Source organism: Curtobacterium sp. MMLR14_002, from assembly GCF_001864975.1.
Classification (GTDB): Bacteria; Actinomycetota; Actinomycetes; order Actinomycetales; family Microbacteriaceae; genus Curtobacterium; species Curtobacterium flaccumfaciens.
This window is the reverse complement of sequence record NZ_MJGT01000001.1, coordinates 43,596-67,281: the sequence shown is the minus strand read 5'-3', so window position 1 is coordinate 67,281 and position 23,686 is coordinate 43,596. Positions and strand designations below refer to the sequence as shown.

Below are 23,686 nucleotides of genomic sequence, written 5' to 3'. Positions count from 1 at the left end.
CGGCATGGGCGAGCTGGCCGAGAAGATGGGCATGGTCATCACCGAGCTCTCGGCCGAGCGCGCGGTCGGTTCGATCCCCGTCGAGGGCAACCGCCAGCCGGTCGGCCTGCTGCACGGCGGCGCCTACGTCGTCCTCGCGGAGAGCCTCGGTTCGATGGCCGCGAACGTGCACGCCGGGCCCGGCCGCTACGCCGTCGGCATCGAGCTCAGCGCCTCGCACTCCCGCAGCGCCACGAGCGGCATCGTAACGGGCACGTGCACCGCCATCCACCTGGGCGGCACGCTCACCACCCACGAGATCGTCCTGACCGACGACCAGGGTCGTCGCTGCTCCACCGTGCGGATCACGAACATGATCCGCGAGCGACGCTGACCGACGGAGCGACGACTCAGTCCTCCGGCGGCCGCTGCAGCAGCAGGCGGGCGTCGCCGAACCCGAGCCTCCGGTAGAGCCGTTCGCCGTCCACGCTCGAGTGCACCGACGTCCGCTCCACGCCGAGCTCGTCGGCGAGCTCGAGCAGGGCCGTGACGAGCCGTCCGGCGACGCCGGAACCGCGCAGCTGCGGGTGCACGTAGACCGTCTGCACGTCGGCGGTCAGTCGGCGCCCCGGCCAGTCCGGCAGCGGCGGTCGCGCGACGAGCCCGAGCCACGCCATGCCGAGCACGACACCGTCCCGCTCCGCGACGACGCACCGGTGCGACTCCGCGTGGTCGGCCGCGAACGCCGTCATTGCATCGCGGTACGCCTCCAAGCTCGCAGCCGGATGCGCGCCGCCCTCGTCGACGCTCCACCGCCACCGCAGGTCGGCCACCGCCGGCATGTCGTCAGGCCGGGAGGCCCGGATCACCACGTCGTCCATGGCTCCAGCCTGCCAGGTGGTCGCGGCACACGCCCCACCCCCGGACGCAGGAACGCCGCCGACCCCGGGGGGTCCGGCGGCGTTCCGTGAGCGACGGTGGTGCGCTGGACTACTTCTTGGCGCTGAGCTGCTCGATGATCGCCTTCGCGACGTCGTGCATGGTCAGGCGGCGGTCCATCGAGGCCTTCTGGATCCAGCGGAACGCCTCGGGCTCGGTGAGGCCCATCTTCTCGTTCAGCAGGCCCTTGGCGCGGTCGACGAGCTTGCGGGTCTCGAAGCGCTCGACGAGGTCGGCGACCTCGGCCTCGAGCGTGATGATCTGCTGGTACCGCGAGAGGGCGATCTCGATCGCGGGGAGCAGGTCGTTCGGGGTGAAGGGCTTGACCACGTAGGCCAGCGCACCGGCCTCGGTCGCACGCTCGACGAGGTCCTTCTGGCTGAACGCGGTCAGCAGGACGACGGGCGCGATGTGGTTCTTGGACAGCTTCTCGGCTGCGGAGATGCCGTCGAGCTGGGGCATCTTGACGTCCATCACGACGAGGTCGGGGCGGAGGTCGGTCGCGAGCTGGACGGCGGTCTCACCGTCACCGGCTTCACCGACCACGTCGAACCCGTTGTCGCGGAGGATCTCCACGATGTCGAGGCGGATGAGCGACTCGTCCTCGGCGACGACGACGCGACGGGGTGCTGGTGCTGTTGCTTCTGTGTCACTCACGGACGAAAGCCTACTAGACGACGGAAGTGCCGTATCCCAGACCACGCAGATCGATCAGTCGGATGGTACGAGTGGCGGGACTTGAACCCGCACGCCGTGAGGCAGAGCATTTTGAGTGCCCCGTGTCTGCCGATTCCACCACACTCGCGAGGAGGCCAACACTACCAGCCCGACCCGCGCCTCCCGGCCCGCCGTCGACCGTCTCAGGAGCCCTCGAGCGCCTCGATCGCCGCCACGAGACCGGCCCGTCGCGGCGACCGCCGCGGCAGCACCGCCAGCAGCGCGCGCAGCACGAGCGCGTCGGTCGCACCGTCCGGGGTGCGCGCCCACGCGAGCAGGGCGTCGACGCCGCCGTCGGCGACGACCGACTCGCGGAACCGCAGCCGCACCAGGTCACGGACCGCGTCGACGCCGGGTGCGGCGGACCCCGGCAGGACCGGTCCGGCGTACCGGTCGACGGCCTGGAGGCGCGCCCCGCGTTCGAGCGCGGACAGCACGCCGTCGACGTCGGTCCGGACCCCGGTCACCCGGTACGGCCGCGACGTCACGGTCACGTCCGGCGCGTGCTGCGCGAGGACCCGGCGCAGCCGGACGACCTCGGCGCGCAGGGTGACGACCGCGCCCGGGTCACCGTAGACGGCGGCGGCGAGGTCGGTCGCTGCGAGGCCGGCGGGGTGCGCGGCGAGCACGACGAGCAGCTCGGAGTGCCGGGCGGACAGCTCGACCCGGCGGTCGGCGATCCGGAGCACGGCGGTGTCGGTCCCGAGCACGGTCAGCTCGGCCGACGGTACGCGGGGTGTCCGCGCCCGTGGTCGGACCGCGGCGAGGGCGAGCTGGGCCTCGGCTGCGGCGACCGTGGCGGCGAGCAGCGACAGCGTGTGCCGCTCGACGGCGCGGTCGTCGCCCGTCAGGTCGAGCACCCCGACGGTGGCACCGCTCACGTCGTGCACCGGGACGGCTGTGCACGAGAACGGCTTGACGGCGTTCGCGTAGTGCTCGTCGGAGCGGATCTGCACCGGACGGTCCAGGCGCAGTGCCGTGCCGGGCGCGCTGGTGCCGACGCGGTCCTCCGACCAGTCGGCCCCGGGGACGAAGCCCATGTCCTCGGCGGCGCGACGCGTGGAGCGGGCGCCGTCGACCCAGACGAGACGGCCCGCGGCGTCCGCGACGGCGACGACGCACCCGGCCGAGCGGGAGTCGTCGAGCAGCAGCCGGCGGACCACCGGCAGCAGGGTGGCGAGGGGGCCGTCGTGCCGGACGGCATCGAGTTCGTCGTCGCCGAGGGCGAGGACCGGGGCGGCGTCGGGGTCGACCCGGGCGGACCGCTGCCACGATGCGGCGACGAGCGGGCGGAGCCGACCGGGTGCGCGCATGCGTCCTCCGATCGACCCCACCCGCCGCTCCGTCGCGACGCGTGCGGTCAGCCTACGTCCGGGCCACCCGCGGGACCAGGCCGAGATCGGCGAGCTCGGCGTCGTCGAACATCCGCGACCGGGTGAGGAACCGTTTGCCCTCCGGGACCTCGACCGAGAACCCGCCGCCCCGACCGTCGACGACGTCGATCGTCAGGTGCGTGTACTTCCAGTACTCGAACTGCGACACCGACATGTAGACCTCGACCGGCTCGAGGCCGTCCACCTGCAACGCGCCGAGCAGGACGTCCCCCGGACCGGTCCGGAACATGCCGACCGGGTAGCACATCGGACTCGAGCCGTCGCAGCATCCGCCGGACTGGTGGAACATCAGCGGGCCGTGCCGGGCGGTGAGGGTCCGCAGGAGCTCCCCCGCCGCCGCCGTCACCGCGACGCGTGCGGTGTCGGGCATCAGAAGAAGCCCATCGGTCCGTCGGCGTAGGAGACGAGCAGGTTCTTCGTCTGCTGGTAGTGGTCGAGCATCATCTTGTGGTTCTCGCGCCCGATGCCGGACTGCTTGTAGCCGCCGAAGGCCGCACCCGCCGGGTACTGGTGGTACGTGTTCGACCACACGCGCCCGGCCTGGATGTCACGTCCGGCGCGGTACAGGGTCGTGACGTCACGGCTCCACACCCCGGCGCCGAGCCCGTACAGGGTGTCGTTGGCCGTGGCGATCGCGTCGTCGTAGCCGCTGAAGGACGTCAGCGCGAGCACGGGCCCGAAGATCTCCTCCTGGAAGATCCGCATCGAGTTGTCGCCCTCGAACACCGTCGGCGTGACGTAGTAGCCGCCGGAGAGTTCGCCGCCCAGGTCGGCGCGCTCGCCACCGGTCAGGAGCTTCGCCCCCTCCTGCTTGCCGATGTCGATGTAGCTCAGGATCTTCTCGAGCTGGTCGTTGGACGCCTGGGCGCCGATCATCGTCGACAGGTCGAGCGGATGGCCCTGCTTGACGGCACGGACGCGTTCCAGGCCGTCGGCGACGAACCCGTCGTAGATCTCCTTCGCCACGAGTGCCCGGGACGGACACGTGCAGACCTCGCCCTGGTTCAGGTTGAAGAACGTGAAGCCCTCGAGCGCCTTGTCGTAGAAGGAGTCCTTCTCGGCCGCCACGTCGGGGAAGAACACGTTCGGGCTCTTGCCGCCGAGCTCGAGCGTCACCGGGATGAGGCTCTGCGAGGCGTACTGCATGATCAGCCGCCCGGTCGTGGTCTCCCCCGTGAAGGCGATCTTCCGGATGTCCGGGTGCTGCGCGAGCGGTGCGCCGACCTCGATGCCGAAGCCGTTGACGACGTTGAGCACCCCGGCGGGCAGCAGGTCGCGGATGAGCTCGACGAGCACGTGGATGGACGCCGGGGTCTGCTCGGCGGGCTTCAGCACGACGCAGTTGCCGGCGGCGAGGGCCGGTGCGAGCTTCCACACCGCCATCAGGATCGGGAAGTTCCAGGGGATGATCTGCCCGACGACGCCGAGCGGCTCGTGGAAGTGGTAGGCCACGGTGTCGTGGTCGATCTCGCCGGCGGAGCCCTCCTGCGCACGGATCGCCCCGGCGAAGTACCGGAAGTGGTCGATCGCGAGCGGGATGTCGGCGCCGAGGGTCTCGCGGATCGGCTTGCCGTTCTCCCACGTCTCGGCGACGGCGAGCATCTCGAGGTGCTCCTCCATGCGGTCCGCGATCTTGTTGAGGATGACGGCACGTTCAGCCGCGCTCGTCCGTCCCCAGGCCGGGAACGCCTTCCATCCGGCGGCGACGGCCCGGTCGACGTCCGTGGAGTCACCGCGGGCCACCTCGGTGAACACCTTGCCCGTGACGGGGGTGGGGTTCTCGAAGTACTGCCCGCTGGCGGACGGCACGTACTCGCCGCCGATGAAGTGGTCGTACCGGGATCGGTACTCGACCAGGGAGCCGGGCTCGCCGGGTGCGGCGTAGCTGGTGGGCGAGGGTGCGATGGTCATGGTGGTGCCCTTTCGACGACGCTGTCGGGGCGCACGGGTCGCGCGCCTGCTCCGCACGGTACGACCGCGGGGGTTGCAGGTCGTTGCACGGCCCGCGGCTCCGACGGGTAGCGTGCTGGACACCAGCGCTTGCGATCAGGGAGGAGCGCTCGTGGATTCTCGTGCCGTCAGGACGTTCCGGGTGTTCGTCGTCGTCACCGCCGTCGTCGCCATCGCACTGGGCATCGTGGCCATCGTCTGGCCCCGCCCGTCGCTCGTGCTCGTGGCGCTGCTGTTCGGCGTGTACCTCGTCGTGGCCGGGGCACTGCGCGTCTTCGCCGCGGTGCGGGGGCACGGCACCCGTCCGGTGTGGCGGTGGACGTCCGGCATCATCGGCGGCCTGGTCGCGGTCGCGGGGCTCGTGACCCTGCTCGACCCGGCGATCCCGCTCGTCGTCTACGCCGTGCTCGCCGGGGTCGGGTTCCTGATCGAGGGGGTCGCCGCGATCGTCGGCGGCTTCGTCGGCCACCCGGGGTCGTCACGCGTCCCGACGGTCGTCAGCGGCGTGCTGTCGATCATCGGGGGCATCGTCGTGCTCGTCGCACCCGGACTCGCGCTGACCGTCTTCATGGTCTTCGCCGGCATCGCGCTCATCGTCGTCGGGGCCGCGGCCCTGCTGCTCCTGCCGCCGCGCGCCGCCGTCCGTCGCTGACCGGCACCGCCGGCGCGTCGGCGGAGGCGATGAGCGGTGCGTCGGGGACCGCGCGTCGGCCGAACAGCTCGCCGAGCAACGCACGCTGGTGGCTGTTCATGAACGGGCGCTCGACCAGCACCGCGAACACGACACACACCGCGACGACGACCGGAGCGACAACGAACAGCATCAGCCCGAACTGCGCCGGCGTCGGGAGCCCGAGTGGCAGCAGGAGCAGGTTCCCGAGCGCGAGCAGCGGACTGTGCACCAGGAACACGCTGTAGGAGACCAGCCCCGACTGCACCAGACGACGTCCGCCCAGGAACCGCCGGACGCCGTGTGTGCCGACGCGTCCGGTCCGCTGGCCTTCGGCGAGCACCATGAGGAGCAGCGTGATCCCGAGTCCGGCGACGGTGCCCGTGACCGCGCTGTGGACGATGCCCGGCGCGGCGGCGACCTGGGCGAATGCTGCTGTCAGCACCACGAGGGCGACGACGAGCACGGATCGCTGGTGCCGGAGCATCCGTTGCACGGCTCGGGGTCGACGCCGTCGGAGGTCGTCCTCGGACCCGATCACCAGGAAGGCCCCGTACATGCCGACGCCGAAGACCCCGAGGAAGTGCGGTGCAGACCATGCCCCGACGCCGGTGGCGATGGACAGCACGGCGAAGGCGAAGGACACGACGATGACGACGACGGGGTGGGTCCGTCGCCAGAGGAGCAGGAGCACGGGCATCAGCAGGGTGAGTTGCATCTCGATCGGCAGGCTCCACAGCGTCCCGTTGATCGACGTGATCCACTCCGGCGACAGGTTGTGCAGCAGGAACACGTGGGTCACGATGCCCTGCAACGTCACCGGGAGCTTGTCGTCCCAGACCGTGCCGTGCGGCTCGTTCATCACCGGGACGAACGCGATGAGCGCCAGCGCCAACACGAGCGCCGCCAGGTACGGCGGGACGAGCCGACGGATCCGGCGCTTCGCGTAGGCCCCGTAGCTCGTCCCGAGGCGGAGGTCGTGGCGCCCCGAGACGGCAATCATCATCGTGAAGCCCGAGATCGCGATGAACGCGGGCACACGGAGGTCGCCGGCACTGAGCACCCGGTAGACGAAGGGCATCGACGCCGCCACGGAGCCGGCGACGCCCGTGAACTGCACCGTGTGGGCGACCACGACGAACGCAGCGAGGATCCCGCGCATCCCGTCGATGTGGGCGAGGTCCAGACGGGGTGCGCGAGCAGATGACATGCAAACAGCATGTCACATATCGGATATGACCGCTAGGCCGACCCGGTGCCGAAGAGCAGCCCGAGCGCGTAGGTGACGATCGCCGCACCGAACCCGATGGCGAGCTGCCGGAAGGCCCGCTTGCCCGGCGAGGCCCCGCTGAGCACGCCGACGACGGCACCGGTGCCGAGCAGGGCGATGCCCACCAGCCCGCTGGCCACCGCGATCGCCGGCCACCCCTGCATGCCGAAGAGGAACGGCAGCACCGGGATGATCGCGCCCGAGGCGAAGAAGCAGAAGCTCGACACCGCGGCGCTCAGCCCGGTACCGACCGCCTCGTGGTCGTCCGCGACCGTGGTCGAACCGGTCGCCGGACGCCGCTCGCCGATGCCGGAGAGGACCTGCGCGGCGTGGTCGGTCGCCTCGGCCTCGGACATCCCGCGCGCCCGGTAGACCAGCGCGAGTTCGTTCGCGTCGACGTCGAGGTCCGACACCGCCTTGCCGGCCTCGGGGTGCGGCGCGGACGCCTCGAGCAGTTCGCGCTGCGACCGGACGGAGACGTACTCCCCCGCCCCCATCGACAACGCGCCGGCGAGCAGGCCGGCGATGCCGCTCAGCAGCACGAAGTGCCGGTCGGCCCCCGAGGCACTGATGCCGATGATGAGCGCCAGGTTGGACACCAGGCCGTCGTTCGCGCCGAACACCGCCGCCCGGAACGTGCCGGACAGCCGCATCCGGCCCCGGTTCGCGAGCCCGCGCACGACCTCGCCGTGGATCCGCTCGTCGGCGGCCATCCGCGCGGTCGCGTCCGAGTCGTCGGCGTACGGCGAGCGGTCCTCGGCGCGCTGCATGAGCGCGAGGACGAAGACCGACCCGAACCGCTTGGCCAGCACGGCGAGCACCCGGGTGCGCAGGCTCCCCCGCTGCGGCCGTCCGACGTTGTCGCCGAGCAGGTCGAGCCAGTGGTCGGCGTGCCGTCCCTCGGCCTCGGCCAGCGCGGCGAGGATCTCACGCTCCTCGCCGGAACGGCGGGCAGCGAGGTTGCGGTACACGGCCGCCTCGGCACGTTCGTCGGCCAGGTAGCGACGCCAGCGGCGGACGTCGGCGCGCGGCGCCGGGGTGTCGGATCGGAGGCTCACAGCGACCATCCTGCCGCCTGCGGCCGACGTCCGGTCACCACCAGGGCCGTGGAGACGCGGCAGGGCGCGGACCGGAAGCGGTCGGCGCTGCTCGCACCGGGCCTCCAGTCCGCGCCCTGGTGGCGACGGATCCCTCGGATCAGTCCCGGACGTAGGCCGGGGCGGCCTCGGCGTGGGCGTCGCCCACCCGGTGCACGCGCAGGTCGTTCGTCGAGCCCTCGATGCCGGGAGGGGACCCGGCCGTCACGATGACGCGGTCGCCGGGGGCGGCCAGGCCGTTCTCGAGGAGGACGTCGTCCACCTGCGAGAAGAGCTCGTCGGTGTGGGTCTTCCGCTCCACCAGGAACGAACGGACACCCCAGGTGAGGGCCATCCGGCGGCGCGTGGCCTCGTTCGGGGTGAAGGCGATGATCGGCAGACCGTGGCGCAGGCGCGACATGCGGCGGGCCGAGTCACCGGACTCGGTGAAGACGCAGAGGTACGACGCCTCGGTGAACTCGGCGATCTCGACGGCGGCGAGGGTGATCGCACCGCCGAGGGTGCGCGGCTTGGTGCCGAGCGGGGCGATGCGCTCGAGACCGTGGTCCTCGGTGGACTCGACGATGCGGGCCATGGTGCGGACGGTCTGCACCGGGTACTCACCGACGCTCGTCTCACCGGACAGCATGACCGCGTCGGCACCGTCGAGGACGGCGTTCGCGACGTCGGACGTCTCAGCGCGGGTGGGGATCGGCGACGAGATCATCGACTCGAGCATCTGCGTCGCGACGATGACCGGCTTCGCCATGCGGCGAGACAGCTCGACGGCGCGCTTCTGCACGATCGGGACGGCCTCGAGCGGGAGCTCGACGCCGAGGTCACCGCGGGCGACCATGATGCTGTCGAAGGCGTCGATGATCTCCTCGAGCGCGTCGACGGCCTGGGGCTTCTCGACCTTGGCGATGACCGGCAGGCGCTTGCCCTCTTCGTCCATGATCTCGTGGGCACGCACGACGTCGCTCGCGTTGCGCACGAACGACAGCGCGATGAGGTCGGCGCCCTGGCGGATCGCCCAGCGCAGGTCGGCCTCGTCCTTCTCGCTGAGCGCGGGGACGTTGACGGCGACACCAGGCAGGTTGATGCCCTTGTTGTTGGACACCGTGCCGGGGACGACGACCTCGGTGCGGACCCGCACGCCGTCGGTGTCGAGGACACGGAGGCGGACACGGCCGTCGTCGATGAGCAGCGGGTCGCCGGGCTTGACGTCCTGCGGCAGGCCCTTGAACGTCGTGCCGCAGATCTCCTTCGAGCCGGGGACGTCCTCGGTCGTGATGGTGAAGATGTCACCGACCGCCAGGTCGTGCGGGCCGTCGGCGAAGCGTGCCAGACGGATCTTCGGACCCTGCAGGTCGACGAGGATCGCGACCGGCTTGCCGAGTTCTTCGGCGGCACGACGGACGTTGACGTAGTTGGCCTCGTGGACGCTGTAGTCACCGTGGCTGAGGTTGAGGCGGGCGACGTCGACGCCCGCTTCGATGATCTCCTTGACGGTCTCGTAGTCCGACGTTGCCGGTCCGAGCGTCGAAACGATCTTTGCGCGTCTCAATGGATTCCTTCGTGGTGGTGGATGGAGCTTGGGTTTCCGCGCTGTGGGGCCGCGCGGAACGAAGCGAGGCCACCAGCACCCTACCGAGTGCTGGTGGCCTCACGCTCACGGGAGCGTGAGCATCTGGTGGAGACGGTCCGCCGTCTGGCGGCGGTCCGACATCTGGTGCGCGTCCGACATTCCGTGATCGTCCGACATCAGACGGAGATCGCCCGGTCGGTCGCCTTGACCGGTGCCGGCAGGATCGTGGAGCCCTCGAGGTACTCGTCGACCTGTGCGGCCGCGGCACGGCCCTCGGCGATCGCCCACACGATGAGCGACTGCCCGCGACCCGCGTCGCCGGCGACGAACACGCCGGCCTCGTTGGTCGCGTAGTCGGCACGGCGGTCGAGCGCCCCGGAACCCGTGGTCGGCAGACCGAGCTGCGGCTCGATCGTGTCCGACTCGGGGCCGGTGAAGCCCATCGCGATGAGGACGAGGTCGGCCGGGATCTCCCGCTCGCTGCCCGCCTTCGGGACCCGCCGGCCGTCGAGGTACTCGGTCTCGGCGACCCGCAGTGCGCGGACCTCGCCTGCGTCGTTCGACAGGAACTCGACGGTGGAGGCGAGGAAGTGCCGCTCACCGCCCTCTTCGTGGGCGCTCGTGATCTCGAACACGGTCGGGAACATCGGCCACGGCTGGTCGGACGGACGCTCGAGCGGCGGCTGCTTGCCGATCGCCAGGTTCGTCACGCTCAACGCGCCCTGGCGGTGGGCGGTACCGATGCAGTCCGCGCCGGTGTCGCCGCCGCCGATGACGACGACGTGCTTGCCCTCGGCCGTGATCTGGTTGTCGACCGTCGTGCCCGCGTTCGCCTTGTTCTGCTGGACCAGGTAGTCCATGGCGAAGTGCACGCCCTCGAGGTCGCGCCCCGGGATCGGCAGATCGCGCGGCACCGTGGCACCGGTGGCGACGACGACCGCGTCGTAGCGCGACTTCAGGTCGTCCCAGGTGATGTCCTTGCCGATCTCGACCCCGGCACGGAACCGGGTGCCCTCGGCCTGCATCTGGGCGAGGCGCGCGTCGATCTGGCGCTTCTCCATCTTGAAGTCCGGGATGCCGTAGCGGAGCAGCCCGCCGATGCGGTCGTCCCGCTCGTAGACGGCGACCGTGTGGCCGGCACGCGTGAGCTGCTGCGCGGCGGCGAGTCCGGCGGGACCGGAGCCCACGACGGCGACGGTCTTGCCCGTCAGGCGCTCCGGCGGGTGCGGGGTGACCCAGCCGTTCTGGAACGCCTGGTCGATGATCGAGACCTCGACCTGCTTGATCGTCACCGGGGGCTGGTTGATGCCGAGCACGCACGACGACTCGCACGGTGCCGGGCAGAGCCGACCCGTGAACTCCGGGAAGTTGTTCGTCTCGTGCAGGCGCTCGATCGCCTGGCGGCCCTCACCGCGCCAGGTCAGGTCGTTCCACTCCGGGATCAGGTTGCCGAGCGGGCAGCCCTGGTGGCAGAACGGCACGCCGCAGTCCATGCAGCGGCCGGCCTGGCGCTTGAGGACACCGGACTCCTGCTGCTCGTAGACCTCTTTCCAGTCCATGAGCCGCACGGGCACGGGTCGCCGGGGCGGGAGTTCGCGTTCCTGGACCTTCAGGAATCCCTTGGGGTCAGCCACCGGTCACCTCCATGATCCTGTTCCAAACGATGTCACCGTCGGGGTCGAGCCCCTCGTCGACGGCTTGTCTGCGCGTCTCGAGCACCGCCGCGTAGTCGCGCGGCAGCACCTTGACGAAGTCGCTCAGGTCTCCGGACGCCAGCAGGTCGGACGCGAGCGTCGAACCCGTCTCGTCGGCGTGCCGGGTGAGCAGGTCGGTGACGATCTCGACGTCGGCGCTGTCGAGCGCCTCGAGCCGGAGTTCGCCGGACGCCAGGGCGTCGGTGTTCACGTGTTCCTGGCGCAGGCCGCGGACGTACGCCGTCCCACCGGACATGCCGGCACCGAGGTTCCGGCCGGTCTCGCCGAGGATGAGCGCGAGCCCGCCCGTCATGTACTCGAGCGCGTGGTCACCCACGCCCTCGACGACGGCCGTGGCACCGGAGTTCCGCACCAGGAACCGCTCGCCCACGATGCCGCGGATGAACATGCTGCCCTGGGTGGCGCCGTACCCGATGACGTTGCCGGCGATGACGTTCTCGGCGGGGTCGAAGCCCGAACCGGCGTCGGGACGGACGACGATCTGGCCGCCGGAGAGCCCCTTGCCGACGTAGTCGTTGCTGTCGCCGATGAGCCGCAGCGTGATGCCTGCCGGCAGGAACGCACCGAGCGACTGCCCGGCGGAACCGCGCAGCGTCACGTCGATCGATCCGTTCGGCAGGCCGTGCTCGCCGTGCCGCAGGGTCACCTGGTGGCCGAGCATGGTGCCGACGGCGCGCTCGGTGTTGCGGATGGGCAGGTCGAGCGCGATCGAACCGCCGTGGTCGAGCACGTCCGCGGTCTGCTGGATGAGCTGCACGTCGAAGTGCTGGTCCAGCTCGTGGTCCTGCTCGCGGTGGTGGCGGCGCGGTTCGGCGTCATCGAAGTGCGGTCCCTTGAGCACCGGCGCGAGGTCGAGCCCCGAGGCCTTCCAGTGCTCGACGGCACGGTCGACGTCGAGCGCGTCGGTCTGCCCGATGGCCTCGTCGAGGCTGCGGAAGCCGAGCTCGGCGAGGAGCTCGCGGACCTCTTGTGCGATGAACTCGAAGAAGTTCACGACGAACTCGGGCTTGCCGGAGAACCGCTTGCGGAGCTCGGGGTTCTGCGTCGCGACGCCGACCGGGCAGGTGTCCAGGTGGCAGACGCGCATCAGGATGCAGCCCTCGACCACGAGCGGGGCGGTCGCGAAGCCGTACTCCTCGGCCCCGAGCAACGCGGCCACGACCACGTCGCGTCCGGTCTTCATCTGCCCGTCCACCTGCACGACGACGCGGTCACGCATGCCGTTCAGCATGAGCGTCTGCTGGGTCTCGGCCAGGCCGATCTCCCACGGGGTGCCGGCGTGCTTGAGCGAGTTGAGCGGGCTCGCGCCGGTGCCGCCGTCGTGGCCGGACACGAGCACGACGTCGGCCAGGGCCTTCGTCACGCCGGCCGCGACCGCACCGATGCCGGACTGGCTCACGAGCTTCACGTGGACGCGGGCGGCCGGGTTGGCGCGCTTGACGTCGAAGATCAGCTGCTTGAGGTCCTCGATGGAGTAGATGTCGTGGTGCGGCGGCGGCGAGATGAGGCCGACGCCCGCGGTGGCGTGCCGGGTGCGGGCCACCCACGGGTAGACCTTGGCCGGGGGCAGCTGACCGCCCTCGCCGGGCTTCGCGCCCTGCGCCATCTTGAGCTGGATGTCGGTGGCGTGCGTGAGGTACATGCTCGTCACGCCGAACCGGCCGGAGGCGACCTGCTTGATCGCGCTGCGGCGCTCGGGGTCGAGCAGGCGGTCGACGTCCTCGCCGCCCTCACCCGTGTTCGAACGGCCACCGAGTCGGTTCATCGCGATGGCGAGCGTCTCGTGAGCTTCCTTCGAGATGGACCCGTAGGACATCGCACCGGTGTTGAACCGCTTGACGATCGACTCGATCGACTCGACCTCGTCGAGCGCGATGGGCTTCCGAGCGCCCTGCTTGAACCGGAACAGCCCGCGGAGCGTCATGAGCTGCTCGGACTGGTCGTCCACGGCGCTCGAGTACTCGCGGAAGATGTCGTACCGGCGGGCACGGGTGGCGTGCTGCAGGCGGAACACCGTGTCCGGGTTGAACAGGTGCGGCGGGCCCTGACGGCGCCACTGGTACTCGCCACCGATCTGCAATCGCTCGTGCGAGAGCACCGCGCCGTCCTGCGGGTACGCCTGGGCGTGCCGCTCGGCGTTCTCCTTGGCGATGACGTCGATGTCGACGCCGCCCAGGATCGACGAGGTGCCCGTGAAGTACTTGTCGACGAACTCCTGGCTGAGCCCGACGGCCTCGAACGCCTGCGCACCGGCGTAGCTGGACACCGTGGAGATGCCCATCTTCGACATGATCTTCAGTACGCCCTTGCCGAGCGCCTTGATGACGTTCTTGACGGCCTGCTCCGGGGTGATCCCGGGGATCATGCCGGCGCGGACCAGGTTCTCGCAGGTCTCCATCGCCAGGTACGGGTTGATCGCCGAGGCGCCGTACCCGATGAGGGTCGCCACGTGGTGGACCTCGCGCACGTCGCCGGCCTCGACGATCAGCCCGACCTTCATGCGCTGCTCGGTGCGGATCAGGTGGTGGTGGACCGCAGCGAGGAGCAGGAGGCTCGGCACCGGTGCCTGCTCGGAGTTGCCGTCGCGGTCGGACAGCACGATGAACTGCTTGCCGGACTCGATCGCGGCGTCGACCTCGTCGCACACGGCGGCGATGCGCTTCTGCATCGCCTTCTTGCCGGCGTCGACGCGGTACAGGCCCTTGATCGTGACGGTCAGGTGGCGACCCGACTCGGTCTCGAAGTGCTGGACCTTGGCGAGCTGGTCGTTGTCGATCACCGGGAAGTCGAGGGTGATCTGCTTCGCGTGCTCGGGACCGGCGGAGAGCAGGTTGCGCTCCGGACCGAGTCCCATCCCCATCGAGGTGATGACCTGCTCGCGGATCGAGTCGAGCGGCGGGTTGGTCACCTGCGCGAACTGCTGCGTGAAGTAGTCGAAGAGCAGGCGCGGACGCTCCGACAGCACGGCGATCGGGGTGTCCGAGCCCATCGCCCCGAGGGGTTCGGCACCCGCTGCCGCCATCGGGCGCAGCAGGATGCGGACTTCTTCCTCGGTGTACCCGAACGCGCGCTGACGACGGGTGACCGACGCCGGGGTGTGCACGATGTGCTCGCGCTCCGGCAGGTCGTTGAGGTTGATGCGTCCGGCTTCGAGCCAGTCGCCCCACGGACCGGAGGCGGCGAGCTCGCGCTTGACCTCGTCGTCCTCGATGATGCGGCCGGCCTCGGTGTCCACCAGGAACATCCGGCCCGGACGCAGGCGGCCCTTGCGCACGACCTTGGCGGCCGGCACGTCGATGACCCCGGTCTCGGAGCCCATCACGATGAGGCCGTCGTCGGTGACCAGGAAGCGTCCGGGGCGCAGGCCGTTGCGGTCGAGGGTGGCGCCGACGAGCGAGCCGTCGGTGAAGGTGATCGCGGCGGGGCCGTCCCACGGCTCCATGAGCATCGAGTGGTACTCGTAGAACGCGCGGAGGTCCGGGTCCATCCCGACCTGGTTCTCCCACGCCTCGGGCACCATCATCGACACGGCGTGCGGCAGGGTCCGGCCGGTCAGGGTCAGCAGCTCGAGGACCTCGTCGAACGAGGCCGAGTCGCTCGCCCCCGGGCTCACGATGGGCAGCAGCGGGGCCATGTCGCCGAGGAGTTCGCTCTCGAGCTGCGACTGGCGGGCGCGCATCCAGTTGCGGTTGCCGCGCACGGTGTTGATCTCACCGTTGTGGGCGATCGTCCGGAACGGCTGCGCGAGCGGCCACGACGGGAACGTGTTGGTGGAGTAGCGCGAGTGCACGATCGCGAGCTTCGACGCGAAGCGCTCGTCGCTGAGGTCCGGGTAGAAGGGCTCGAGCTGGAGCGTCGTGACCATGCCCTTGTAGACCATGGTGCGGCTCGACAGCGACATGAAGTACAGGTCGTTGTCGTGCTCGGCGCGCTTGCGGAGGCGGAAGGCCTGACGGTCCAGCGCGATGCCGCTCCACGAGGCACCGTGCACGTCGTGCCGGATGGAGGCGACGAACAGCTGCTCGAACGCCGGCATCGCGGCACGGGCCAGCGTGCCGAGGACCTCCGGACGCACCGGGACCTCGCGCCACCCGAGGACCTTCAGGCCCTCTTCGCGGGCGAGTCGCTCGACGGCGCCCTTCACCGCGTGGCGGGCGTCGTCGTCCAGGGGCAGGTAGGCGGTGCCGACGGCGTACTCCCCCGCTGCCGGCAGCTCGAACGGCACGACGGCGCGCAGGAACTCGTCGGGCACCTGGCACAGGATGCCCGCGCCGTCACCGGTGCCAGCGTCGGACCCCACGGCACCGCGGTGCTCGAGGTTCCGGAGCGCACCGAGGGCCGCGTCGACGATGTCGTGCCCGGGCGTGCCGCGCAGGGTCGCGACCATCGCGAGACCGCAGGCGTCCTTCTCGTTCGCCGGGTCGTACATGCCCGTCGCGTCCGGGATCGCGGAGAAGCGGCGGTGCGGCGGCACGAGGCTCGTCGGTGCCGAGGGCTGGGTTGGCTGGAGCGCCATGGGGAACCGTCCTCACGAGGAAGTGGAACAGGGACAGCGGTGGCCCGGTGGTGCGTTCCGCCCGAGCGGGCGGGACTGGTGCCCGTGCCCGCCGTCAGTGAGTTGCCCTGCCGGCCGGCGAGGTTGCTGGGCCCCGCTTGTGGCGGGGACCGTCTGGTGCTGCTGCTGCTGGCGTGCTGCACGTGACCGGTGGTCGTCGGGAGCGGGTGCTCCCACCACGGGATCAGCGAGTGGTCGTGACCGGTTCGTCGCTCGTGACGCCGTCTGCTGCGTCGTCATCGTGCTCCGAGAAGGTGTCCTCGGAGTCTACAACGGAGGTCGGACGGGGCCCGCGACCCGGCAGGTACGGGCTCGGCTCCTTGCCGGTGTGGCGACGGCTCTGCACCACGAAGATCAGGATGCCGATCACGACCGCGGCGAGGGCCACCCACACGTTGGTGCGGACGCCGAAGAAGGTCTCGCTCGTGTCGACGCGGATGGACTCGAGCACCGAGCGCCCGGCGCCGTACCAGATCAGGTACAGGCCGAGGACCTTGCCCCACTGCAGCGTGAACTTGCGCGCCAGGAAGAGGATGACGACGACACCGAGGACGTTCCAGATGATCTCGTACAGGAACGTCGGGTGGAACAGCGTGCCCTCGGGCAGGCCCTTCGGGAACGCGGCGTTGCTCGAGTCGATCTCGAGGCCCCAGGGCAGGCTCGTCGGCATGCCGAAGAGCTCCTGGTTGAAGTAGTTGCCCAGGCGACCGAAGGCCTGTGCGAGCAGGACGCCCGGCACGACCGCGTCGATGAACGACGTGAACCGCAGGCCCACCTGACGGCAGCCGATCCACGCGCCGACCGACCCGAGGATGAGCGCCCCGAAGATGGCGAGCCCGCCCTCCCAGATGTACAGGAAGGACAGCGGGTCGATGCCGGGGCCGAAGTAGTCGGACACGTGGGTGAACACGTGGAAGAGACGACCGCCGATGATGCCGGCGGGCACGGCCCAGATCGCGATGTCGATGATGATCCAGCGCTCGACGCCACGGGCGTTGAGTCGTCGGTTCGCCAGGACGACCGCGGCGACGATCCCGATCAGGATGCAGATCGCGTACGCGTGGATGCGGAAGTCGAGGGGCAGCGACCAGCCGAACGCGTCGCGCAGCCAGGCGGTCAGGTCGAAGTACTGCCAGGCGGTGCTCGGGCTCGGGATGCTCAGGAGGGGCATGGAGGTGCTGTCGCCTTTCGGAACTGACGGGGCGCGGTCGACGTGGCGTCGGCCTCGCTCACTGTAGCGCGGCTCGCGGGCCGGACAGGAACTGGACTAGCGGCGGCGGGCGCCGGTGGCGAGGTCGGCGGCACGGTCGGCCACCCCCTGCACACCGAGGTCGGCCAGCGCACGCACGAACGCGGACCCGACGATGGCACCGTCGGCGTACTCGAGGACCTCACCGACCTGCTCGGCCGTCGAGATCCCGAGACCGACGCAGGTGCGCTCGACCCCGGCGTCGCGCAGACGCGACACCACCGTGCGTGCGGCGACGTCGACGCCGACCCGGGCACCGGTCACACCCATCGTCGAGACGGCGTACACGAACCCACGGCTGGCCTCGACCGCCTGGCGCATGCGCTCGTCCGACGAGGACGGCGCGGCGAGGAAGACCCGGTCGAGCCCGGTCCGTTCGGAGGCCTCGGTCCACGCGGAGGCCTCGTCGGGGATGAGGTCGGGCGTGATGAGGCCGGCTGCACCGGCGGCGACGAGGTCGTCGGCGAAGCGGTCCACGCCGTAGCGCAGCACCGGGTTCCAGTAGGTCATGACGAGGACCGGCACGTCGGCACGTTCGGTGATCTGCTGCACGGCGTCGAAGACCTGTGCGACCCGGAAGCCGTTCGCCAGGCTCTCCTCGGCTGCCCGCTGGATCACGGGGCCGTCCATCACGGGGTCGGAGTACGGCAGACCGAACTCGATGACGTCCACGCCGTTCTCGGCGAGGGCGACGGCGGCGTCGACGCTGGTCTGCAGGTTCGGGTACCCGGCGGGCAGGTAGCCGACGACGGCTCCGGCGCGCTCGGCGTTGGCGGCGTCGATCGTCTGGGCGACGGTCTTGTTCGTGGTCACAGCTGCACCGCGTTCTCGTCGAGGATGCCGAAGTAGCGACTGGCGGACGCGACGTCCTTGTCACCGCGGCCGGACAGGTTCACGAGCACGACACCCTCGGGGCCGAGCTCCTTGCCGAGCTTCATCGCACCGGCGAGGGCGTGGGACGACTCGATCGCCGGGATGATGCCCTCGGTCTGGCTCAGCAGGCGGAACGCCTCCATGGCCTCGGTGTCGGTGATCGGCTGGTACTTCGCGCGGCCGATCGACGCCAGGTACGCGTGCTCCGGTCCGACGCTCGGGTAGTCGAGTCCGGCGGAGATGCTGTGGCTCTCGATCGTCTGGCCGTCCTCGTCCTGCATCAGGTACGACTTCGCGCCCTGCAGCACGCCCTCGCGACCGAGCGTGATGCTCGCCGCGTGCCGACCGGTCTCGACGCCGTCGCCGCCGGCCTCGAAGCCGTGCAGTGCGACGGACTCGTCGTCGAGGAAGGCCTCGAAGATGCCCATCGCGTTCGAGCCGCCGCCGACGCACGCTGCGACGGCGTCCGGCAGGCGACCGACGCGGTCGAGGACCTGCTGGCGCGCCTCCTCGCCGATGACCTTGTGGAACTCGCGCACCATCTCGGGGAACGGGTGCGGACCGGCGACCGTGCCGAGCAGGTAGTGCGTCGACTCGACGTTGGCGACCCAGTCGCGCAGGGCGTCGTTGATGGCGTCCTTCAGGGTGCGCGAACCTGTCTCGACCGGGATCACCTCGGCACCGAGCAGGCGCATCCGGGCCACGTTGAGGGCCTGTCGCTCGGTGTCCACGGCGCCCATGTAGACGACGCACTCCATGCCGAACAGGGCTGCGGCGGTCGCGGTGGCGACGCCGTGCTGGCCGGCACCGGTCTCGGCGATCAGGCGGGTCTTGCCGAGCCGACGGGCGACGAGGGCCTGGCCGAGGACGTTGTTGATCTTGTGGGACCCGGTGTGGTTCAGGTCCTCGCGCTTCAGGATGACCCGGGCACCACCGGCGTGCTTCGCGAACCGCGGCACCTCGGTGATGATCGAGGGGCGCCCGGTGTAGTCGCGCTGCAGCTCGTCGAGCTCCGCACGGAACGCCGGGTCCGCCCAGGCCTGGCGGAAGGCGGCCTCGAGCTCGTCGAGCGCGAGGACGAGGGACTCGGGGACGAAGCGTCCGCCGAAGTCACCGAAGTAGGGGCCGTGCAGGTCGCGGAGTGAGGTCACGATGTGTCTCCCGGGACGAGTCCGACGCGGCTGGTCGGCCGCGTCGGACGGGTGGAACGTGCGGCCGCGGTCGGCGGCCTCGATACGTGGGCGGAGCCGGTCAGGCCCGGTCGGCGGCGTCGACGAACGACGCCAGGGTCGCGGCGGGGTCGTCACCCGTCACGAGTGCTTCGCCGACCAGCACGACGTCGGCACCGGCTGCCCGGTAGTGGGCGACGTCGGCCGGACCGGAGACCGCGGACTCGGCGACCCGCACGACCCCGGTGGGGATGCGGTCGGCGAGGGACCCGAACAGGTCGCGGTCGAGCGAGAAGTCGGTGAGGTCCCGCGCGTTGACGCCGAGGATGCGGGCACCGGCGTCGAGGCCACGCGTGACCTCGTCACCGGAGTGCGCCTCGACCAGCACGCGCATGCCGAGTTCTTCGGCCAGGGTGTGCAGCTCGACCAGGCGCGCCTGCTCGAGCGCCGCCACGATGAGCAGCACGACGTCGGCTCCGGACGCCCGGGCCTCGATCACCTGGTACGGGTCGGCGATGAAGTCCTTGCGGAGCACGGGGACCCCGACGCGGGCCTTCACGGCCTCGAGGTCGGCGAGGCTGCCGAGGAACTTGCGGCCCTCGGTCAGGACGCTGATCGTCGAGGCCCCGCCACGCTCGTAGTCGGCGGCGAGGGCAGCCGGGTCGGCGATCGCGGCCATCGACCCGCGGGACGGGCTGGCGCGCTTGACCTCGGCGATGATCTTCACCCGGTCGCCCGGGCTGAGGAACGCGAGGGCGTCGAGCGGCGACGCCACCCGGTCGAGGTCGCGTTCGACGTCCGAGTACGGACGGTCGACACGACGGGCGGCAGCGTCCTCGAGCGCGCCCGCGACGAGGGTCTCGAGCACGTTCGGCATCGGGAGACCCCTACTCGCCGTGGTGCTTGGGGACGAACTTCGGACCGTCGACGCCGTAGCCGGCCTTCTTCATCACGCCACCGACGATGAGGCCGATGAGGACGACGCCAGCGGAGGCCCAGACGCCCCACGGCTGGTCGAACCAGAAGAACAGCGTGCCTGCCGCGAATCCGATCAGCATGATCACGACGGCGGTCCAGGCGGCCGGCGAGTGGCCTTCGCCGAGTTCTGCGGGCTCAGTGTTGCTCACGGTGCTCCTCGTTCTGCTCCGGCGTCGTCGGTCGAGCGACGCCCTGTCGATCCTACCGTGTCGTCACTCGGCGCCCCCGCGCCCGCGCCGTCGGCGGTGGTCGGGTCCACGCCCGCGCTCAGGTCGTCCCAGTCGACGACCGCGTCGCGCTGGACGGGAGCTGCTGCACGTGCTGCTGCGGCGGCTCCGGCGGTGGCGGCAGCGTACTTCCGGCTCGGGCCGGGCCAGGCGCGCTGGACCACGATGACGACCACGCCGAGCAGCACGGCGAGCACGCCACCCGCGATCCCGACGGCGGGCCACGGGCTCACGGAGACGCTCGACACGACACCGCGGACGGCACCGAGGTCACTGACCCCGGCGACCTCGCCGACGGCACCGCGTGCAGCGGCGATCGGGTCGCCGAGGGCGGTGATGCCGCTGACGACCACGCCGAGGCCGAGCAGGATCTCGACGGCGGCGAGCACGATGCGCAGCACCCGCCCCGCGATGGTCATCGCCAGGAAGAGCGCGAGGCTCGCGATCGCCAGCGCGGTGTACTGCGGCACGACCGCCGCCCCGTCGGCCGAGACCGTCGAGGTGACGGCGGCACCCGCGTGCAGGCGGACGGTGAACCAGGTCTGGGTCCAGGCGAGCATGATGACGCCGGCGACCAGGAGCCCGGCGACGACGACGATCGGACGAGAACGCTTCACGAGCGGACCTCGCGCATCCGGTTGGCCGTGGCGACGGCACGCAGCGGAGCCGCGGCCTTGTTGACGGCCTCGACGTGCTCGGTCTCCGGGTCGGAGTCCGCCACGAGTCCGGCCCCGGCCTGCACGCGGGCGACGCCGTCCTTGATCAGGGCGGTGCGGATCGCGATCGCCAGGTCGGCGTCACCGGCGAAGTCGAAGTACCCGACGACACCGGCGTACGCACCGCGCTTCGCCGGCTCGAGCTCGTCGATGATCTCGAGCGCACGCGGCTTCGGCGCGCCCGAGAGCGTGCCTGCCGGGAACGTCGCGCGGAACACGTCGATCGCCGAGGCGTCGGGACGCACCCGCCCCTCGACGCTCGACACCAGGTGCATGATGTGGCTGAACCGCTCGACGGTCATGAACTCGGTGACGCTGACGGTGCCGGGCTCGCACACCTTCTGCAGGTCGTTGCGGGCGAGGTCGACGAGCATCAGGTGCTCGGCGCGCTCCTTCGGGTCGCCGAGCAGGTCCTCGCCGAGGTGGACGTCCGCTTCCGGGGTCGCACCGCGCGGGCGGGACCCGGCGATCGGGTGCGTGATGGCGCGGTCGCCCTGCACCTTGACCAGCGCCTCTGGCGATGCGCCGACGATCCAGAACCGCTCGTCGGCGGTGTCCGCGAGGGCGAGGAAGTACATGTACGGGCTCGGGTTCAGCGTCCGGAGCACCCGGTAGACGTCGAGCGGGTCGGCCGTGACCTCGTGGTCGAACCGCTGCGAGATGACGACCTGGAACACGTCACCGTCGCGGATGAAGCCCTTCGAGCGCTCGACGGCCGCCATGTAGTCGGCCGGACTCGTGCGGTGGGTGGGGGTCGGCTCGGCGATCTCGAAGGCCTCGGCCACGGTCGCGACGCTCGGCTGCACCAGGTCGCCCTGCATGCGGTCGAGGCGCTGCTGCGCGTCCGCCCAGAGCGTGTCCGCGTCGTCGGTGCCGTCGTTCAGCACGCTCGCGACGAGCAGCACGAGACCGGTGCGGTGGTCGAGCGCGGCGAGTTCGGAGACGAAGGACAGCGCCTGTCCGGGGACGTCGAAGTCGGCCGGCGGCACGTTCGGCAGGTGCTCGAGCTGGCGCACGGCCTCCCACCCGATGAAGCCGACGGTGCCGCCGACGAGCGGCGGCGAGCCGGGCACACGGGGCGTCGCCCAGCGCTCGTGCAACCGTGCGAGGACCTCGAGCGGGGCGCCGTCGAGCGACCCGACGGCGCGCTCGGCGTCGATGCCGGTGTCGATCCAGGCCGCGCGGTCGCCGTCCTGGGTCAGGACGCCGAAGCTCCGCACGCCGACGAACGACCAGCGCGACCACAGGCCGCCCTGGCCGGCGGACTCGAGCAGGAAGGATCCGGGGCGGCCGTCGGCGAGCTTGCGGTAGACGCCGACCGGCGTCTCGCTGTCGCCGTACAGCGCGCGGACGACCGGCAGGACACGGTGGTCGCCGAGCAGGCCGTCGAACTCCGGTCGGGAGGTCGTGTGCGGCGTCTCGGAGATCGTCGCGGTGGTCATCGGGTCGGCTCCACGGCCGTGCCTGCCGGGGCGGACATGGTCACGGGCGCGAGCGGGTCGACGTCGAAGCACCGGTGCGCACCGGTGTGGCACGCAGCCCCGACCTGCTGCACCGTGACGAGAAGCGTGTCGTCGTCGCAGTCCAGCGCGGCACCGCGGACGTACTGGGCGTGTCCCGACGTGTCGCCCTTCCGCCAGTACTCGTTCCGCGACCGCGACCAGAAGGTCACACGGCCTTCGGTGAGGGTGCGGCGGAGGGCTTCCCGGTCCATGTAGCCGAGCATGAGGACGTCCTTCGACGATTCCTCCTGCACGATGGCGGGGAGCAGGCCGTCCGCACCGAAGTGTGCGCGGTCGAGGACCGCCTCGGTGTCGGTGCTGGTGCTGTCGGTCATGAGGCTCCTAGCCTACGGCGGCGGATCAGCGGACGGCGTGGCCGGTCGCGCGGAGCGCGGCCTTGACGTCCCCCACGGTCATCTCGCCACGGTGGAAGACGCTGGCGGCGAGGACTGCATCCGCACCCGCGTCGACGGCCGGGGCGAAGTGCTCGACGCGACCCGCGCCTCCCGAGGCGATCACCGGGACCGACGAGACGGCGCGCACCGCGGCCACGAGTTCGAGGTCGAACCCGTTCTTCGTGCCGTCGGCGTCGATGGAGTTGACGAGCAGCTCCCCCGCGCCCCGCTCGACGGCCTCGCGTGCCCACGCGATGGCGTCGAGGTCGGACTCGGTCCGCCCGCCGTGGGTGGTGACCACGAAGCCCGAGGGCATCCGGTCGGAGCGCTTGACGTCGAGCGACAGCACGACGGCCTGGGCACCGAACCGGTCGGCGATCTCGCCGATGAGTTCGTGCCGGGCGATCGCTGCGCTGTTCACGCCGATCTTGTCCGCGCCGCACTGCTGCAGCCGCGAGACGTCGTCGACGCTGCGGACTCCGCCGCCGACGGTGAGCGGGATGAAGACCTGCTCGGCCGTCCGGGTCACGGTGTCGTACATCGTCGCCCGGTTCTCGACCGTGGCGCCGACGTCGAGGAAGGTCAGCTCGTCGGCACCCTGCTCGTAGTACCGAGCCGCGAGTTCGACGGGGTCACCGGCGTCCTGCAGGTCGAGGAAGTTCACGCCCTTGACGACGCGGCCGCCCTTGACGTCGAGGCACGGGATGACCCGGACCGACACGCC

Annotated in this window: 21 protein-coding genes and 1 tRNA gene; 2 read left to right on the top strand and 20 right to left on the bottom strand. The window is 70.9% G+C overall.

The annotated features are described in order from the left end of the window. The first annotated feature begins 4 nt into the window (after nt 1–4). The gene (locus BIU91_RS00325; RefSeq protein WP_051596794.1) at nt 5–373 is read left to right on the top strand and encodes a hotdog fold thioesterase; all 369 of its coding nucleotides are present in this window, start codon (nt 5–7) and stop codon (nt 371–373) included. 16 nt (nt 374–389) lie between these two features. On the opposite strand, the gene BIU91_RS00320 is transcribed toward BIU91_RS00325, so the two are convergent. The 6 genes from BIU91_RS00320 to BIU91_RS00295 all read right to left on the bottom strand — a co-directional run bounded on the left by BIU91_RS00320 (nt 390) and on the right by BIU91_RS00295 (nt 4,940). Beyond that, nucleotides 390–860: a GNAT family N-acetyltransferase gene (locus tag BIU91_RS00320; protein ID WP_071403738.1), complete on the bottom strand. Its 471-nt coding sequence runs from the start codon at nt 858–860 to the stop codon at nt 390–392. 109 nt (nt 861–969) lie between these two features. Then, the gene (locus tag BIU91_RS00315) at nt 970–1,575 is read right to left on the bottom strand and encodes a response regulator (RefSeq protein WP_017887240.1); all 606 of its coding nucleotides are present in this window, start codon (nt 1,573–1,575) and stop codon (nt 970–972) included. 63 nt (nt 1,576–1,638) lie between these two features. Continuing rightward, nucleotides 1,639–1,723 (bottom strand) — tRNA-Leu (locus BIU91_RS00310). A 55-nt stretch (nt 1,724–1,778) separates the two neighbouring features. Further along, nucleotides 1,779–2,948, bottom strand: coding sequence for a helix-turn-helix domain-containing protein (locus BIU91_RS00305; protein WP_084740350.1), 1,170 nt, complete (start codon nt 2,946–2,948; stop codon nt 1,779–1,781). Between the two features lie 52 nt (nt 2,949–3,000). Continuing rightward, complete coding sequence (locus tag BIU91_RS00300; protein WP_071403736.1) at nt 3,001–3,399, bottom strand: DUF779 domain-containing protein; 399 nt, start codon at nt 3,397–3,399, stop codon at nt 3,001–3,003. After that, the gene (locus BIU91_RS00295; protein ID WP_071403735.1) at nt 3,399–4,940 is read right to left on the bottom strand and encodes an aldehyde dehydrogenase family protein; all 1,542 of its coding nucleotides are present in this window, start codon (nt 4,938–4,940) and stop codon (nt 3,399–3,401) included. Before BIU91_RS00295 ends, BIU91_RS00300 begins: the two co-directional genes overlap by 1 nt. Before the next feature lie 151 nt (nt 4,941–5,091). Between BIU91_RS00295 and BIU91_RS00290 the strand changes: the two genes are divergently transcribed. Beyond that, complete coding sequence (locus BIU91_RS00290) at nt 5,092–5,631, top strand: DUF308 domain-containing protein (protein WP_171907741.1); 540 nt, start codon at nt 5,092–5,094, stop codon at nt 5,629–5,631. Here BIU91_RS00290 and BIU91_RS00285 read toward each other — a convergent pair. From BIU91_RS00285 to hisF, 14 genes are all read right to left on the bottom strand, one after another. Continuing rightward, complete coding sequence (locus BIU91_RS00285) at nt 5,570–6,859, bottom strand: acyltransferase (RefSeq protein ID WP_084740347.1); 1,290 nt, start codon at nt 6,857–6,859, stop codon at nt 5,570–5,572. The genes BIU91_RS00290 and BIU91_RS00285 overlap by 62 nt on opposite strands. Before the next feature lie 32 nt (nt 6,860–6,891). Beyond that, entirely contained in the window at nt 6,892–7,986 is a 1,095-nt protein-coding gene (locus tag BIU91_RS00280; RefSeq protein ID WP_071403732.1) for a VIT1/CCC1 transporter family protein, read from the bottom strand. 130 nt (nt 7,987–8,116) lie between these two features. Next, nucleotides 8,117–9,562, bottom strand: coding sequence for a pyruvate kinase (pyk, locus tag BIU91_RS00275; protein WP_017887208.1), 1,446 nt, complete (start codon nt 9,560–9,562; stop codon nt 8,117–8,119). Between the two features lie 197 nt (nt 9,563–9,759). After that, complete coding sequence (locus tag BIU91_RS00270; RefSeq protein ID WP_071403731.1) at nt 9,760–11,217, bottom strand: glutamate synthase subunit beta; 1,458 nt, start codon at nt 11,215–11,217, stop codon at nt 9,760–9,762. Further along, the gene (gene gltB / locus BIU91_RS00265; protein ID WP_071403980.1) at nt 11,210–15,727 is read right to left on the bottom strand and encodes a glutamate synthase large subunit; all 4,518 of its coding nucleotides are present in this window, start codon (nt 15,725–15,727) and stop codon (nt 11,210–11,212) included. Before gltB ends, BIU91_RS00270 begins: the two co-directional genes overlap by 8 nt. Nucleotides 15,728–16,037: 310 nt before the next feature. Next, a complete protein-coding gene (gene lgt / locus BIU91_RS00260) occupies nt 16,038–17,024 on the bottom strand; it encodes a prolipoprotein diacylglyceryl transferase (protein ID WP_071244753.1) in 987 nt (328 codons plus the stop codon). Nucleotides 17,025–17,120: 96 nt separating this feature from the next. Further along, nucleotides 17,121–17,915: a tryptophan synthase subunit alpha gene (gene trpA / locus BIU91_RS00255; protein ID WP_071403730.1), complete on the bottom strand. Its 795-nt coding sequence runs from the start codon at nt 17,913–17,915 to the stop codon at nt 17,121–17,123. Next, entirely contained in the window at nt 17,912–19,126 is a 1,215-nt protein-coding gene (gene trpB / locus BIU91_RS00250) for a tryptophan synthase subunit beta (protein WP_071244754.1), read from the bottom strand. Before trpB ends, trpA begins: the two co-directional genes overlap by 4 nt. Nucleotides 19,127–19,226: 100 nt before the next feature. After that, complete coding sequence (gene trpC, locus BIU91_RS00245) at nt 19,227–20,012, bottom strand: indole-3-glycerol phosphate synthase TrpC (RefSeq protein ID WP_071403979.1); 786 nt, start codon at nt 20,010–20,012, stop codon at nt 19,227–19,229. 19 nt (nt 20,013–20,031) lie between these two features. Then, on the bottom strand, nt 20,032–20,271 hold the full coding sequence (locus tag BIU91_RS18690) for an HGxxPAAW family protein (protein WP_017887200.1): 240 nt from the start codon (nt 20,269–20,271) through the stop codon (nt 20,032–20,034). Beyond that, nucleotides 20,268–20,966 carry a Trp biosynthesis-associated membrane protein gene (locus BIU91_RS00235; protein ID WP_071403729.1) on the bottom strand — a complete coding sequence of 233 codons (699 nt, stop codon included), beginning with the start codon at nt 20,964–20,966 and terminating at the stop codon, nt 20,268–20,270. Before BIU91_RS00235 ends, BIU91_RS18690 begins: the two co-directional genes overlap by 4 nt. Next, on the bottom strand, nt 20,963–22,507 hold the full coding sequence (locus tag BIU91_RS00230) for an anthranilate synthase component I (protein ID WP_071403728.1): 1,545 nt from the start codon (nt 22,505–22,507) through the stop codon (nt 20,963–20,965). Before BIU91_RS00230 ends, BIU91_RS00235 begins: the two co-directional genes overlap by 4 nt. Further along, entirely contained in the window at nt 22,504–22,902 is a 399-nt protein-coding gene (gene hisI / locus BIU91_RS00225) for a phosphoribosyl-AMP cyclohydrolase (RefSeq protein ID WP_071403727.1), read from the bottom strand. The genes BIU91_RS00230 and hisI overlap by 4 nt, the downstream gene beginning before the upstream one ends. Nucleotides 22,903–22,927: 25 nt before the next feature. Beyond that, the gene (gene hisF, locus BIU91_RS00220) at nt 22,928–23,683 is read right to left on the bottom strand and encodes an imidazole glycerol phosphate synthase subunit HisF (RefSeq protein ID WP_232536485.1); all 756 of its coding nucleotides are present in this window, start codon (nt 23,681–23,683) and stop codon (nt 22,928–22,930) included. Nucleotides 23,684–23,686 lie beyond the last annotated feature (3 nt).